Raw genomic sequence first — 13,539 nt, forward strand, 5'->3', positions numbered from 1 at the left:
GCGGGGCCTGGCCCCTCTGAGTTCATGCAGGCATACGCAGTCAGCAGCGTCCGTTGCTTGCTCCTCGCAGGTTCCCCGAAATGGAAAGAGACCCTCGAAAGGGCCTCTGACGCGAAGATTCACCCCAGCGGGTGGGCCTTCGCGTCAGAGGTCTTCAGCTCGCGTGGTCGAGGGTGACGCGGTAGCCCATGGCTTCGAGCTGGCTGATGGCTCGCATCTTGGTGCGGTCGGGGTGGAGGCGGTTGAAGAACTCGCCTCCAGGGTCGTCGTAGAGGGTGCCGGTGGTGCCCATGTGCCAGATCGCGATGAGCATGGAGTGCTGGATCGCGACGTTGGCCTTCAGCGGGCCGCGCCGGCTGGCGATCCGCCGGTAGCGCGCGCCGAGGTAGGTGGTCCGGTTCTGTGAGCACGCCATCGCGGCCGCCCCGAGTGCGCCCTGCAGGTAGGGGTTCCCGGGCCTGGTCCGTGAGGACTTCACCTTCCCGGCGGACTCGTTGCTGCCGGGTGTGGTCCCGGCCCAAGAGGCGAGGTGCTTGGCAGTGGGGAACCGGGTCATGTCCGCGCCGGTCTCGGCGGTGATGATGTCGGCGGTGATCGTGGAGATTCCCGGGATCGTGCAGATCAGGTCGTGGAAGCCCTGAAACGGCTCGATCACCACCTCGATCCGCTCAGTCAACTGCTCGACGGCGGCGGTGTGTCGGTCGATGAGATCCAGGTGGACCCGGGCGAGGAACGCGTGGTGTTCGGTGAACCGGCCAGCGAGCGCTTCGGTCAGTTCAGGGATCTTGGACCGCAGTCGACGCCTGGCCAGGTCGGCAAGCCCGGCGGGATCGCGGTCGCCGGCGATCAGCGCTTCGAGCATGGCCCGTCCTGAGACGCCCATGATGTCGGAGGCGACCGCGGACAGCTTGATCCCGGCGTCCTCCAGCAGCTTCTCCAGCCGTTGGACCTCCCGGCCACGTTCGCGGGTGATCGCGGTCCGTGCCCGGGTCAGGTCCCGCAGTTGCCGGATCGGTTCGGGTGGCACGAACGAGGCCCGGACCAGGCCGTGCGCACCGAGCTGGGCCAGCCAGGTCGCGTCGGCGACGTCGCTCTTGCGTCCCGGCAGGGTCTTGACATGGCGGGCGTTGACCAGCATCACCTCGACACCGGGCAGGTCTTCGAGCAGGTAGTAGAACGGCTTCCAGTAGTCACCGGTTGCCTCCATCACCACACACGTGACCTGCTCGGCGATCAGATGCTCGCGCAGCGCCAGGATCTGGCCGGTCATTGAGGTCCAGGTCGTGACCGTTTCCACGGTCTTGCGCCGACCTGCTCCCGCATGTCGGACGCAGACCTTGGCGTCCTTCTTCGACACGTCCATGCCCGCACACCGGACGTGGATCACTTCCATGGCCATCTCCTCCTCGCGATCGGATCCAGGCGTCCGTCGTGAGGAGGGCAGGGAGATTCGAAAGTCTGACGCTCGGGCTCGCTGGCACCAATCCACGGTTCCCGTGGAAGCCCTCCACCACCATGCTGACCTACAGGCTCGCAAGCACCACAGAGTATCCGGGGTCGACCACGACGAACCCCTCAGCATCCGCCCCTTCGCCCGCGGACTGCAACGCGCAAGCCGTGCCGAATCTTCGCGCACCACGGTGCGCCAAGGAACGAAGGCGCCGCGTTGCTGACCTGTGGGTTTGTGGTGGGCGATACTGGGTTTGAACCAGTGACCTCTTCCGTGTCAAGGAAGCGCGCTACCACTGCGCCAATCGCCCGGGTCTTGAGTTAGTGGGACTGCATGGAGGTGGGTACGGGATTTGAACCCGTGTACACGGATTTGCAGTCCGTTGCCTCGCCTCTCGGCCAACCCACCATGGAGGCCAAACCAGGGAGAGACCTCTCCGAGCGGACGACGAGGCTCGAACTCGCGACCTCAACCTTGGCAAGGTTGCGCTCTACCAACTGAGCTACGTCCGCTTGCGCATCCGATCCGGTCACCCGGTCGGCGTGCGTGAGAACAGTAGCCGATGCCCCAGACCATGCAAAATCGACCCCCGGACCGCGCGCCGCGCGCCTCCGAGGCGGTGTTCGGGGCCGCGCGAGCCGCCCGTCCCGGCCGAATCCGACCCTCCTAGAGTGACCGCATGCGCGCCTGGATCAACGGCCATCTCCTCCCCGATGCGACGGCTCCGGCCGTCCCGGTCACCGACCACGGGCTGACCGTCGGGGATGGGGTGTTCGAGGCGGTCAAGGTCGTCGACGGACGGCCGTTCGCGCTCGACCGGCACCTCGAGCGGCTGCACCGCTCCGCGCACGGGCTCGGGCTCGCGGGCATCGACGAGGACGCCGTACGGCGCGGCGTCGCCGCCCTCCTCACCGGGGAGCCGCTCGCTCTCGGCCGGCTGCGGATCACCTGCACCGGTGGGCCGGCACCGCTCGGCTCGGGCCGCGGTGACGCGGCGCCGACGCTGATCGTCGTGCTCGACACGATGACCGCCTGGCCGGACACGACCAGCGTCGCCACGGTGCCGTACCCGCGCAACGAGCGCGGCGCGCTGGCCGGGCTGAAGACGACGTCGTACGCCGAGAACGTCGTCGCGCTGGCTGCCGCGCGCGAGCGCGGTGCGAGCGAGGCGATCTTCGCCAACCTCGCCGGTCACCTGTGCGAGGGCACCGGCTCGAACGTGTTCTACGTCCTCGACGGCGAACTGCGCACCCCGACGCTCGCGAGCGGGTGCCTGGCGGGTGTCACGCGGGCGCTGGTGCTGGAGTGGTACGGCGCCCGCGAGGTCGACGAGCCGATCGAGGTCGTCGAGCGCGCCAGCGAGGTCTTCCTCGTCTCGACCACCCGCGACGTGCAGGCCGTCGCGCGCTGGGACGAGCGCGAGGTCCCCGCGCCCGGCCCGGTCACGACCGCGGTCCGCGAGGTGTGGCGGAGTCGGGAGCCGGAGCTGCTACTCCGCGCGTGAGATCCCGGTGAGTTCGGCGACGAGGTCGTCGAGGTCGATCGCCTCCGACCCGACCGGCACGATCGCGAGCGTGCGGGTCAGGAAACGATAGAGCTCGTGGGTGTGCAGCTGGGTCACCAGGCGGCCGTCCGGGGAGCAGAGCTCCATTACGACCGCGGCGCGGCCATGCTCGTCGATACTCGGCCACAGCTGGATGTCGCCCTCGCCGGCCGGATCGGTCAGGCCCTGCAGCAGCAGGTCGCGCCCGACCGCCCAGCGGACCTCGTCGCGCGGGCCGCGGAAGGTGATCCACACCGCCCACGGGTCGGCGGGGTCGTAGCCGAAGGTCGCCGGGAGGTCCACGGCATGCCCCGAGGCATCGAGGCACTGGAGGGACAGGTCTTGGGCGATGGCTCGAGCCCGGGGCTGCTGCGTCACGGTGGGGGGACGGAGCACCCGGCCGTCCGTGACGCGATTCGCCGCAGCCGTTGCGACCCGGTGCCCGCCGAATGTGAACCGGCCCGGACGGTGCGCTAGAGTCTGCGACCGCACCGCCCTTCCGGCGGAGCACGTCTCGGGCGATTGGCGCAGTGGTAGCGCGCTTCGTTCACACCGAAGAGGTCACTGGTTCGAACCCAGTATCGCCCACCGAGAGCAGGCCGCACGCAGCGCGTGCGGCCTGTCGTGCGTTCGGGTGGGTGGTAGCGCGGCTCTGCCGTTTGCACGCAGCGCGTGCGGCCTGTGTCGTTCGTGCGGAAGGGCTCAGATCCCGCTGCGCGCCAGTGCACTCTTCGTGCGGGTGCTCTCGCGGCGGGGCAGGTGGTTGCCGAAGGTGTCGCCCGCGCACAGGTCGTAGCTGTCCCCGAGCTCGGGAGCGACCCAGCCGACCTGCGGTACGTCGACGATCAGGTGACCGCAGTGGGAGCAGATCTCCCGGGGGCCCGGCACGGTTCCACGTCGTCCGAATGCCTTCACGTCTCTATCGTCTTCCCTCCACTTCCGTATTGCAGAGGCCAAAGTATGTCTAGAACAAGGCATTAGTGCCCGAGATCGCCGAGCCGGTCCCGGTGCTGCCCGCCCGCACCCGACATGTCTCGGAGCTCATCGGTCAGGGACCCCATCGGCCTCCGGTCGGCCCACCTGACCCATCGGAAACCGGAGCGCGCTCGCCTGAGACGCCCCGATACGATCGGTGGGTCCGTCTCGTCTGCCGCCCCAGGAGTCACCGTGTCCGACCTGAAGATCGCCCTCACCCACGCCGACGCGCGTGAGGAGCGGACGGTCACGACGGGCACCAAGGCATGGGAGCTCTTCCAGGACGACCCGTCGGTGATCGCGGCCCGGGTGAACGGCGCGTTGCGAGACCTCGCCCACGAGCTCGCCGACGGCGACCAGGTCGAGCCCGTGGCCATCGACAGCCCCGACGGGCACGACATCCTGCGCCACTCCACCGCGCACGTCATGGCCCAGGCGGTCCAGCAGCTGTTCCCGGACGCCAAGCTCGGTATCGGCCCGCCGGTCGAGAACGGCTTCTACTACGACTTCGACGTCGATACCCCCTTCAACCCTGCGGACCTCGACAAGATCGAGACCGCGATGCGCAAGATCATCAAGGAGGGCCAGCGGTTCTCCCGCCGGGTCACCACCGACGCCGACGCGATCAGCGAGCTGCGGGACGAGCCCTACAAGATCGAGCTGATCGGCCTGAAGGGGTCCGGCGCCTCGACCGGCTCGACCACAGAGGCCGTCGAGGGTGCGAGCGTCGAGGTCGGTGCCGGCGAGCTGACGATCTACGACAACATCCGCCGCAACGGCGACGTCGCGTGGAGCGACCTGTGCCGTGGCCCGCACCTGCCCACCACCAAGCGGATCCCGGCGTTCAAGCTGATGCGCACCGCCGCGGCGTACTGGCGCGGGAACGAGAAGAACAAGCAGCTCCAGCGCATCTACGGCACCGCCTGGGAGTCCAAGGACGCCCTCGAGGAGCACCTGCACCGGATCGAGGAGGCCGAGCGGCGCGACCACCGCAAGCTCGGGCGCGACCTCGACCTGTTCAGCTTCCCGGACGAGATCGGGTCCGGTCTCCCCGTGTTCCACCCCAAGGGCGGGGTGATCAAGCGGGTGATGGAGGACTACGTCCGCCAGCGCCACGTCGAGGAGGGCTTCGAGTACGTCGGGACCCCGCACATCGCCAAGGAGGGCCTGTTCTACACCTCCGGGCACCTGCCGTACTACGGGGAGGCGATGTTCCCGCCCCTCGACGTCGACGGCATGGACTACCGGCTCAAGGCGATGAACTGCCCGATGCACAACCTGATCTTCCGGTCGCGGCAGCGCTCCTACCGCGAGCTGCCGCTGCGGCTGTTCGAGTTCGGACACGTCTACCGGCACGAGAAGTCCGGCGTGATCCACGGGCTGACCCGCGTCCGGGGGTTCGCCCAGGATGACTCGCACTCGTACGTCACCAAGGAGCAGGCGCCGGCGGAGATCAAGCACCTCCTCGACTTCTGCCTCGGGCTGTTCCGCGATTTCGGCCTGGACGACTTCTACCTCGAGCTGTCCACCCGGGACGACTCCAAGCCCGACAAGTTCATCGGGTCGGACGAGGACTGGGCGGTCGCGACCAAGGTGCTCGAGGACGTCTGCATCGCCTCGGGCCTGGAGCTGGTCCCCGACCCGGGCGGGGCGGCGTACTACGGGCCGAAGGTCTCCGTGCAGGCGCGTGACGCGATCGGCCGGACCTGGCAGATGTCGACGATCCAGTACGACTTCAACCAGCCCTCGGCGGACCGGTTCGACCTCCACTACACCGCCGCCGACGGCTCGCGTCAGCAGCCGGTGATGATCCACTCCGCCAAGTTCGGCTCGATCGAGCGGTTCATCGGCGTGCTCGTGGAGCACTACGCCGGCGCCTTTCCTCCGTGGCTGGCGCCCGTGCAGGTGCAGGCGATCCCGATCGCCGAGCGGCACAACGACTACCTCTACGACGTGGCCAAGCGGATGCAGGCCCAGGGGCTGCGGGTCGAGGTCGACGACTCCGACGACCGGATGCAGAAGAAGATCCGCAACGCCCAGCTCCTGAAGGTGCCGTTCATGATGATCGCCGGCGACGACGACGTCGCGGCCGGCGCGGTCTCCTTCCGCTACCGCGACGGGCGCCAGGACAACGGCGTTCCCCTCGACGAGGCGATCCGCCGGGTCGCCGACGCGGTCGCGAGCCGCGAGCAGGTGTAGCGGCAGGCGGCTACGCCCGGAGGCTCTTCACGTAGCGGCGGCACGGCGAGACGTACGTCGTGCCGCCGGCGGTGACCTCGTAGGGCAGGTCGCCACCGTCGCGCCAGCCGTGCTTCTCGTAGAACCGCCGCGCGCGGGCGTTGCCGGCCACCACGGCGAGCCACGCCTCGGCATGTCCCGCCGCGGCGATCTGCCGCTCGGCCTCCGCGAGCAGCGGAGCCGCCACGCCGGAGCCGTGCCGGGCCGGATCGACGAAGAGCTGTTCCAGCTCGTCGTCCGCGATCATGATGAACCCGGCCAGGCCGCCGTCGACCTCGGCCACCGTGGTGTCGGCGACCCGACCGGGCGTCCGTTCGTGGAAGGCCGCCAGGGTCCGGGCGGCGGTGAGGCCCTCGGGCACGTGCCCGGCGTGCGCCAGGTGCCACCCGCGGTGCCAGATGTCCGCGGCCACCGCCATGTCGTCGTCGCGGGCGGGACGCAGCGTCGGGTCACTCACGGGTCCACCCTAGGGTTGGGCCCATGACCGACCCTGCCGGCCACGAGCGCGACGGGTTCGAGGGCTTCGACCGGCTCTGGACACCGCACCGGATGGCCTACATCGTCCCGAGCATCCCGGTCGACGGCGACGGCTGCCCGTTCTGCGCGATGGAGCACATGGCGCCCGAGGACAGCCTCGTCGTGCACCGCGGCGAGACCTGCTTCGTCGTCCTCAACCTGCACCCCTACAACCCCGGGCACCTGATGGTGCTGCCGCACCGGCACGTCGCCGAGCTGGAGGACCTCAGCGTCGAGGAGGTGACCGAGCTGATGACGACCACCCAGCAGGCGGTCCGGGTGCTGCGCGAGATCGCCGGCCCGCACGCCTTCAACATCGGGGTCAACCTCGGCGGGGTCGCGGGCGGCTCGCTCTCGCAGCACCTCCACCAGCACGTGGTGCCCCGCTGGTCCGGGGACGCCAACTTCATCACCGTGCTCGGCGGCACCAAGACGCTCCCGCAGCTGCTCGCGGACACGCGCCGCCTGCTCGTCGAGGCCTGGGCGTGAGCCCGGACCCGAGCCTGGCCGAGGACGCCGCCCTCGCCGCCCGCCTGGTCCGCGACGCCGGCACCCTGGCGGCCCGGATGCGCGCCGAGGGGCTCGAGGCCGCGACCAAGACCTCGATCTCCGACGTCGTGACCGCTGCCGACCACGCCGCCGAGCGACTCGTCGTCGACGCCCTCGCGGCCGAGCGACCCCGCGACGGCGTGCTGGGGGAGGAGGGCGCGGCGAGCGAGGGTACGTCGGGCCGCACCTGGGTGATCGACCCGGTCGACGGCACCTACAACTTCGTGGCCGGCCTGGACTGGTGGTGCTCCGCGCTCGCGCTGACCGATGGTGACGACCTCGTGCTCGGGGCCGTCCACCACCCGGCCTCCGGGCGGACCTTCGTCGGTGGGCCGGGCCTCCCGACGACCGTGGACGGCGTCGCGTTGCCCGCCCTCGACGACCGCCGACTCGCCGCGGCCTGCCTGACGACCTACCTGCATCCGCCGTCGTACGGCGCGGAGGTCGGCGCGGCCTTCACCCGCCTGGTGGGCGGCGCGGCGACCCTGCGGATGCTCGGTTCGGCGTCGATGGACGCCACCGCGATCGCGTCGGGTCAGCTGCACGTCCGGTGCCAGCACTCGTTGCCACCCTGGGACGACCTGCCCGGCGCCGCGCTGATCCTCGGGGTGGGCGGAGCGACCGCGCACGTGGACGCTGCAGGTGTGCGCTGGTCGGCTGCGGGTGCGCCGCGCGCCGTGGCGGACGTCTGCGCCGCCCTGGAGGCGACCGGCTGAGGTTGTTCGTTGCGGATCGGCTGACGGGGGAGGAGCGTGGTCACCGTCCGGCGACGCCATCCGGGCGCCGTCCCGAGGCGGGAGGCACAGCCATGCACGCACGTTCGATCACCTTCATGGGTGACCCCAGCCGGCTGGCCGCCGGCATCGACTACGTCCGCGACGACGTGATGCCCATGCTCGACGCGATCGAGGGCTGCCTCGGGATGTCCATGCTCGCCGACCCCGAGACCGGCCAGGTGATCGTCACCAGCTCGTGGCGCTCGGCCGAGGACCTGGACGCGAGCGACCGGCTGCTGACAGGGAGCCGGGCCCGGGCCGCCGAGATCATGGGCGCCCCGCCCGAGGCGGCGGTGTGGGAGGTCGCGGTCATGCACCGCGACCACCGGGCCGCGGCGGGCTCGTGCTGCCGGGTCACCTGGCTGCGGCTCAACCACACCGACGTCGGGCGCGGCGTCGAGCTGTACCGCACCGCGCTGCTGCCCGCGATGGCCGAGCTGCCCGGGTTCTGCAGCGCGAGCCTCCTGGTGGACCGGAGGGCCGGCCGGGCATGCAGTACGACGACCTACGACTCACGCGCGGCCATGGAGAGCAGCCGGGACCGCAGCTGGGCGATCCGGGACGCCGGCGTGCGCGAGTCGGGCGTCGACGTGATGGACGTGGCCGAGTTCGACCTGGTGCTGGCGCACCTGCACCTTCCCGAGCTGGTCTGAGCTGAGCCCGGCCGCGCGGCGAGCTCAGCGCACGCCGTACAGGTGCTCCAGGGCGAGCTGGTCGAGCTTCTCGAAGCCCATGCCACGCTGGGCGGCCTGGTCGGGATCGAACGCCTCGGCGCGCAGGTCGGCGAGCGACTCGCCGGCGGCCACGGTCGGGACCGCGAGCTGGTCGACCCGGGCGTCCTTCAGGGCCTGCTGCACCTCGGGGTCGGCGCGGAAGGCACGTACCTTCTCGCGCAGGATCAGGTAGTTGCGCATGCACGCCTCGGCGGAGACCCAGACACCGTCCATGTCCTCGGTGCGCGGTGGCTTGTAGTCGAAGTGCCGCGGGCCCTCGTAGCCGCCGTTCTCGACGATGTCGACGGTCCAGAACGCGCCGCGTGCGTTGCCGGCGCCGAAGCGGAGGTCCTGGTCGTAGCGGGGGCCGTGCTGGCCGTTGAGGTCGATGTGGAAGAGCTTGCCGTGCCACAGCGCCTGGGCCAGGCCGTGCGCGTAGTTCAGGGACGCCATCTCCTCGTGCCCGACCTCGGGGTTGAGGCCGACCAGCTCGGGGTGCTCGAGCTCGTTGATGAACGCCAGGGCGTGGCCGACGGTCGGCAGCAGGATGTCGCCGCGCGGCTCGTTGGGCTTGGGCTCGATCGCGAAGCGCAGGTCGTAGCCCTGCTCCAGCACGTAGGCGCCGAGCAGGTCGAAGGCCTCCTTGTAGCGCGACAGCGCCGACTTGATGTCCTTCGCCGCCCCCGACTCGGCTCCCTCGCGGCCGCCCCAGGCGACGAAGATCTTGGCGCCGAGCTCGGCGGCCAGATCGATCTGGTCGGCGGCCTTGCGGATCGCGAACCGGCGTACGTCGCGGTGGTTGTTGGTGAAGCCGCCGTCGCGGAACACCGGGTGGGAGAACAGGTTCGTGGTGACCATGGGGACCACCAGGCCGGTCTCCTCGAGCGCCTTGCGGAACGGTGCGAGGTGCTGCTCCTTGGTGGTGGCGTCCGCGTCGAAGGGGAACACGTCGTTGTCGTGGAACGTCACGCCGTACGCGCCGAGGTCGCTGAGCCGGTGGATCGCCTCGGCCGGCTCGAGGACCGGGCGGATCGCGGTGCCGAAGACGTCGACGCCCTGCCACCCCACGGTCCACAGGCCGAAGGTGAAGTGGTCGTCGCGCGTGGGGCTGAAGCTCGACTCGGTCATGGTGCCTGGTGCCTCCGGGTGAGTACGGGTGGATGGAGCAACGGAACCGGTGCGGCCACGGGCGGGGTAGGGCCATGGGACCCGGATATGTTGGCGACCACAACATACTCGGTGACCGTCGTCACGTCACCCTCCTGGCCACCAGGTTCGAGATCGATTTCGCGGGCGACCGGTCGCCGGGGCGTTGCACCGCGTCGGACGCGGTCCGTCCGACCTGGCGGACTAGTCCGTGGGACCCGTTCGGTCACGATTCGATCACGGCCCCGCCTGTGACGACTTGGTTTGATCGTGCAACAAAACCCGGGCACCTGGTCCCCTTGCCGGGGGTGGTGGTGCTCAGTAAGTTGTCCGCCACAACATATCCGGTGATGGTCGTCACATCATCGGGTCCAAGCCATGGAGGTCGAGGAATGGTCAGGATCCAGGGGGCGCGGCTCGCGTCCCTCGTTGCAGTAGGAGCGCTCGCCTTCGGGTCGCTCGCCGCGTGCGGCAGCGACTCCGACGGCGGCGACACCGGCAGTGAGAGCACCAACGGCACCAGCGAGTCGTCCGCACCGGAGGTCACCGGGAAGGTCGGCGTGATCCTTCCGGACTCGAAGACCTCGGTCCGCTGGGAGACGCAGGACCGGCCGAACCTCGAGGCCGCCTTCAAGGCAGCGGGCCTGGAGTCGATCATCCAGAACGCCGAGGGCTCGCCGGACACGTTCGGTCAGCTCTGTGACCAGATGATCACCGAGGGCGTCCAGGTCCTCATCGAGACCGACCTCGACCCGGACTCGGGCAAGGCCTGCATCGACAAGGCCAAGAACGCGGGCATCGCCGTCATCGACTACGACCGTCTCACCCTGGGCGGCGGCGCGGACTACTACGTGTCGTTCGACAACGTGAAGGTCGGCGCGCTGCAGGGTCAGGGCCTCATCGACGCCCTCCAGGCCAAGGGCGAGAAGAGCGGCAACATCGCCTTCATCAACGGCGCCGCGACCGACAACAACGCCACGCTGTTCAAGCAGGGCTACGAGCAGGTCATCAAGGACGACGGCAGCTACACGGTCGTCGGCGACCAGACCGGTGAATGGGACCCGGACACCGCCGGCAAGGTCTTCGACCAGTTCTACGCCGCGCACCCCGACCTGGTCGGGCTCGTCACCGCCAACGACGGGATGGCCGGTGGCGTCATCGCCCGTGAGAAGGCCGCGGGCGTCGAGGGCAAGATCCTGGTGACCGGCCAGGACGCGACCGCCGAGGGTCTCGCCAACGTGCTGCTGGGCTACCAGGCCGGCACCGTCTTCAAGGACACCTCGATCGAGGCCAAGGCCGCTGCCGACCTGGCGATCGCGATCATCAAGGGCGAGGACCCGTCGACGATCGCGACCGGCTCCGTCAACGACTCGGTGCTCGGTGTCGACGTGCCGTCGGTGCTCGCCACCCCGGTCTGGATCACCGCGGACACGGTCAAGGACGTGGTCGCCGCCGGCCAGGCGAACGCCGCCGACATCTGCAAGGGTATCGAGGACCTCTGCAAGAAGTACGGAGTCGCGTGACCGCCGTCGTGGTCGTCTGACAGCTTGAGACACGGGGGCCCGCCCGGCTGGGCGGGCTCCCGTTCCACGATCAACCCCGGAGGGGACGCAAATGTCGAGTGGAGAGCCGCTGCTGGAGCTGCGCGGCGTTCAGAAGAGCTTCGGCGCCGTGCATGTGTTGCAGGGCGTCGATCTGACGGTACGACCCGGTCGCGTCACGGCGCTGGTCGGCGACAACGGGGCCGGGAAGAGCACCCTGATCAAGGGGATCGCGGGCATCCACCCGTTCGACGAGGGCGACTACGCGTTCGAGGGCAACCCCGTCCACGTGAAGAACCCTCGTGACTCGAACGCACTGGGCATCGAGGTCGTGTACCAGGACCTCGCCCTGTGCGACAACCTCGACGTCGTGCACAACATGTTCCTCGGTCGCGAGCTGACCAAGGGCGGCATGGTCGACGAGGACACGATGGAGGCGCGTGCCCGAGAGACGCTCGACGGCCTCTCCGTCCGCACCCTCCAATCGGTACGCACGCACGTCGCCGCCCTCTCGGGTGGCCAGCGCCAGACGGTCGCCATCGCACGCGCCGTGCTCTGGAACTCCAAGATCGTCATCCTCGACGAGCCGACCGCAGCACTGGGCGTCGCACAGACCGAGCAGGTCCTCAAGCTGGTCCGCCGGCTCGCCGACCGTGGCCTCGGGGTCGTGCTGATCAGCCACAACCTCAACGAGGTCTTCCAGGTCGCCGACGACATCGCCGTCCTCTACCTCGGCCAGATGGTCGGCCAGGTGGATGTCGCCACCACCAGCCGTGAGCGGGTCATCGCGGCGATCACGACCGGCAAGGTGAACGAGGGGGATGCGGCATGAGCGTCGCGACCGAAGAGATCCACGACCGCCAGGACACCCACAGCCGCGCCACCGTCGGCGGCCTGGTGAAGGAGTATCTGGCCAAGCTCCGAGGCGGCGACGTCGGCTCGCTTCCGGCGATCCTCGGACTCGTCGCGCTGGTCATCGTGTTCTCCAGCCTGCGGCCCGAGACCTTTACCAAGGCGTTCAACTTCGGCAACCTGATCCAGCAGTCGGCGGGCGTCACGATCATCGCGATGGGGATGGTCTTCGTGCTGCTGCTCGGCGAGATCGACCTCTCGGCGGGCTACACGGGCGGCACGGCCGCCGCCGTGATGTCCCTCCTGCTCACCGAGCAGGGCTGGCCGACCCCCCTGGCGATCCTGGCCTGTCTCGCCACCGGCATGGTGATCGGCACCGGCATCGGCCTGATCGTCGCCTGGCTCGGCATCCCGTCGTTCGTCGTGACGCTGGCCATGTTCCTCGGCCTGCAGGGCGTCATGCTCTCGATCATCGGCGAGAAGGGCTCGATCGACTCCGGCGAGTTCGTCGCGAAGCTCAACAGCGAGACCATCTCGGTCTGGCTCGGATGGGTGATCGCGGTCGCCCTGGTCGGGCTCTACGCGACGTCGACGTTCCTGAGCAACCGGCGTCGGCGGCGCCACGGCCTGACCAGCCAGCCGACGCTCCTCTGGGCACTGAAGTCGGGCGGCCTCGCCGTCATCACCATCCTGGTCGTGTTCTACCTCTCGATCGAGCGCAGCCCGAACGCACACATCAAGTCGATCAAGGGCGTCCCGATCTCACTGCTCATCCTGATCGGGCTCGCCCTCGTGCTCGGCGCACTGTTGAGCAGGACCAAGTGGGGCAGTCACGTCTACGCGGTCGGCGGCAACGCCGAGGCGGCGCGCCGTGCCGGCATCAACGTCGCGATGATCAAGCTGAGCTGCTTCGTGCTGGGCTCCACGGTCGCGGCCGTCGGCGGCATCATGCTCGCGAGCTACAGCGGCGGGGTGAACAACGTCACCGGAGGCAGCACGATCCTGCTGTACGCCGTGGGCGCGGCCGTCATCGGCGGCACCAGTCTGTTCGGGGGCAAAGGACGCGTCATCGACGCCTTGATCGGCGGCACCGTCGTGGCGGTGATCGCCAACGGCATGGGGCTGCTGAACCAGCCCGACAGCCGGAAGTACATCGTCACCGGCCTGGTGCTGCTCGTGGCCGCCAGTGTCGACGCGATCAGTCGCAGGCGAGCGACCGCCACCGGACGGGCCTGATCTC

At 69.5% G+C, this 13,539-nt stretch carries 13 protein-coding genes and 4 tRNA genes; 9 read left to right on the top strand and 8 right to left on the bottom strand.

The window, feature by feature from the left end:
- Nucleotides 1-154: 154 nt before the first annotated feature.
- The 4 genes from NOCA_RS13440 to NOCA_RS13455 form a co-directional block, all read right to left on the bottom strand.
- Nucleotides 155-1,393 (bottom strand): IS110 family transposase, encoded by a 1,239-nt coding sequence (locus tag NOCA_RS13440; protein WP_011754492.1) that lies wholly within the window; start codon nucleotides 1,391-1,393, stop codon nucleotides 155-157.
- Between the two features lie 292 nt (nucleotides 1,394-1,685).
- Nucleotides 1,686-1,760 (bottom strand) — tRNA-Val (locus NOCA_RS13445).
- A gap of 24 nt (nucleotides 1,761-1,784) precedes the next feature.
- Nucleotides 1,785-1,858, bottom strand: a tRNA-Cys gene (locus tag NOCA_RS13450).
- Between the two features lie 31 nt (nucleotides 1,859-1,889).
- Nucleotides 1,890-1,962, bottom strand: a tRNA-Gly gene (locus NOCA_RS13455).
- Nucleotides 1,963-2,129: 167 nt separating this feature from the next.
- Between NOCA_RS13455 and NOCA_RS13460 the strand changes: the two genes are divergently transcribed.
- Nucleotides 2,130-2,954, top strand: a complete 825-nt coding sequence (locus NOCA_RS13460; RefSeq protein ID WP_011755813.1) for an aminotransferase class IV — start codon at nucleotides 2,130-2,132, stop codon at nucleotides 2,952-2,954.
- Here the strand turns inward: NOCA_RS13460 and NOCA_RS13465 are convergent.
- Nucleotides 2,940-3,371 (bottom strand): SsgA family sporulation/cell division regulator, encoded by a 432-nt coding sequence (locus tag NOCA_RS13465; RefSeq protein WP_041547603.1) that lies wholly within the window; start codon nucleotides 3,369-3,371, stop codon nucleotides 2,940-2,942. The genes NOCA_RS13460 and NOCA_RS13465 overlap by 15 nt on opposite strands.
- A 138-nt stretch (nucleotides 3,372-3,509) precedes the next feature.
- Between NOCA_RS13465 and NOCA_RS13470 the strand changes: the two genes are divergently transcribed.
- Nucleotides 3,510-3,581, top strand: a tRNA-Val gene (locus NOCA_RS13470).
- 114 nt (nucleotides 3,582-3,695) lie between these two features.
- On the opposite strand, the gene NOCA_RS13475 is transcribed toward NOCA_RS13470, so the two are convergent.
- Nucleotides 3,696-3,881: a hypothetical protein gene (locus tag NOCA_RS13475; RefSeq protein WP_041546538.1), complete on the bottom strand. Its 186-nt coding sequence runs from the start codon at nucleotides 3,879-3,881 to the stop codon at nucleotides 3,696-3,698.
- Between the two features lie 279 nt (nucleotides 3,882-4,160).
- Here NOCA_RS13475 and thrS point away from each other — a divergent pair, with 279 nt between their 5' ends.
- Entirely contained in the window at nucleotides 4,161-6,167 is a 2,007-nt protein-coding gene (gene thrS, locus NOCA_RS13480) for a threonine--tRNA ligase (protein WP_011755816.1), read from the top strand.
- Between the two features lie 10 nt (nucleotides 6,168-6,177).
- Here the strand turns inward: thrS and NOCA_RS13485 are convergent, their stop codons facing one another.
- On the bottom strand, nucleotides 6,178-6,663 hold the full coding sequence (locus NOCA_RS13485) for a GNAT family N-acetyltransferase (RefSeq protein ID WP_011755817.1): 486 nt from the start codon (nucleotides 6,661-6,663) through the stop codon (nucleotides 6,178-6,180).
- Between the two features lie 23 nt (nucleotides 6,664-6,686).
- On the opposite strand from NOCA_RS13485, the gene NOCA_RS13490 reads away from it, so the two are divergent.
- From NOCA_RS13490 to NOCA_RS13500, 3 genes are all read left to right on the top strand, one after another.
- Nucleotides 6,687-7,211 (top strand): HIT family protein, encoded by a 525-nt coding sequence (locus NOCA_RS13490; RefSeq protein WP_011755818.1) that lies wholly within the window; start codon nucleotides 6,687-6,689, stop codon nucleotides 7,209-7,211.
- Nucleotides 7,208-7,987, top strand: coding sequence for an inositol monophosphatase family protein (locus NOCA_RS13495; RefSeq protein ID WP_011755819.1), 780 nt, complete (start codon nucleotides 7,208-7,210; stop codon nucleotides 7,985-7,987). The genes NOCA_RS13490 and NOCA_RS13495 overlap by 4 nt, the downstream gene beginning before the upstream one ends.
- A 92-nt stretch (nucleotides 7,988-8,079) precedes the next feature.
- Nucleotides 8,080-8,700, top strand: coding sequence for an antibiotic biosynthesis monooxygenase (locus tag NOCA_RS13500; protein ID WP_011755820.1), 621 nt, complete (start codon nucleotides 8,080-8,082; stop codon nucleotides 8,698-8,700).
- Nucleotides 8,701-8,724: 24 nt separating this feature from the next.
- Here NOCA_RS13500 and xylA read toward each other — a convergent pair whose 3' ends face one another.
- Nucleotides 8,725-9,888 (bottom strand): xylose isomerase, encoded by a 1,164-nt coding sequence (xylA, locus tag NOCA_RS13505; RefSeq protein WP_011755821.1) that lies wholly within the window; start codon nucleotides 9,886-9,888, stop codon nucleotides 8,725-8,727.
- Nucleotides 9,889-10,298: 410 nt separating this feature from the next.
- Here xylA and NOCA_RS13510 point away from each other — a divergent pair, with 410 nt between their 5' ends.
- From NOCA_RS13510 to NOCA_RS13520, 3 genes are all read left to right on the top strand, one after another.
- Nucleotides 10,299-11,429, top strand: coding sequence for a sugar ABC transporter substrate-binding protein (locus tag NOCA_RS13510; protein ID WP_011755822.1), 1,131 nt, complete (start codon nucleotides 10,299-10,301; stop codon nucleotides 11,427-11,429).
- A gap of 91 nt (nucleotides 11,430-11,520) precedes the next feature.
- A complete protein-coding gene (locus NOCA_RS13515; protein ID WP_011755823.1) occupies nucleotides 11,521-12,279 on the top strand; it encodes an ATP-binding cassette domain-containing protein in 759 nt (252 codons plus the stop codon).
- The gene (locus tag NOCA_RS13520; protein WP_011755824.1) at nucleotides 12,276-13,535 is read left to right on the top strand and encodes a sugar ABC transporter permease; all 1,260 of its coding nucleotides are present in this window, start codon (nucleotides 12,276-12,278) and stop codon (nucleotides 13,533-13,535) included. Before NOCA_RS13515 ends, NOCA_RS13520 begins: the two co-directional genes overlap by 4 nt.
- The last annotated feature ends 4 nt before the right edge of the window (nucleotides 13,536-13,539 follow it).

It is taken from the genome of Nocardioides sp. JS614, assembly GCF_000015265.1.
GTDB lineage: Bacteria > Actinomycetota > Actinomycetes > Propionibacteriales > Nocardioidaceae > Nocardioides.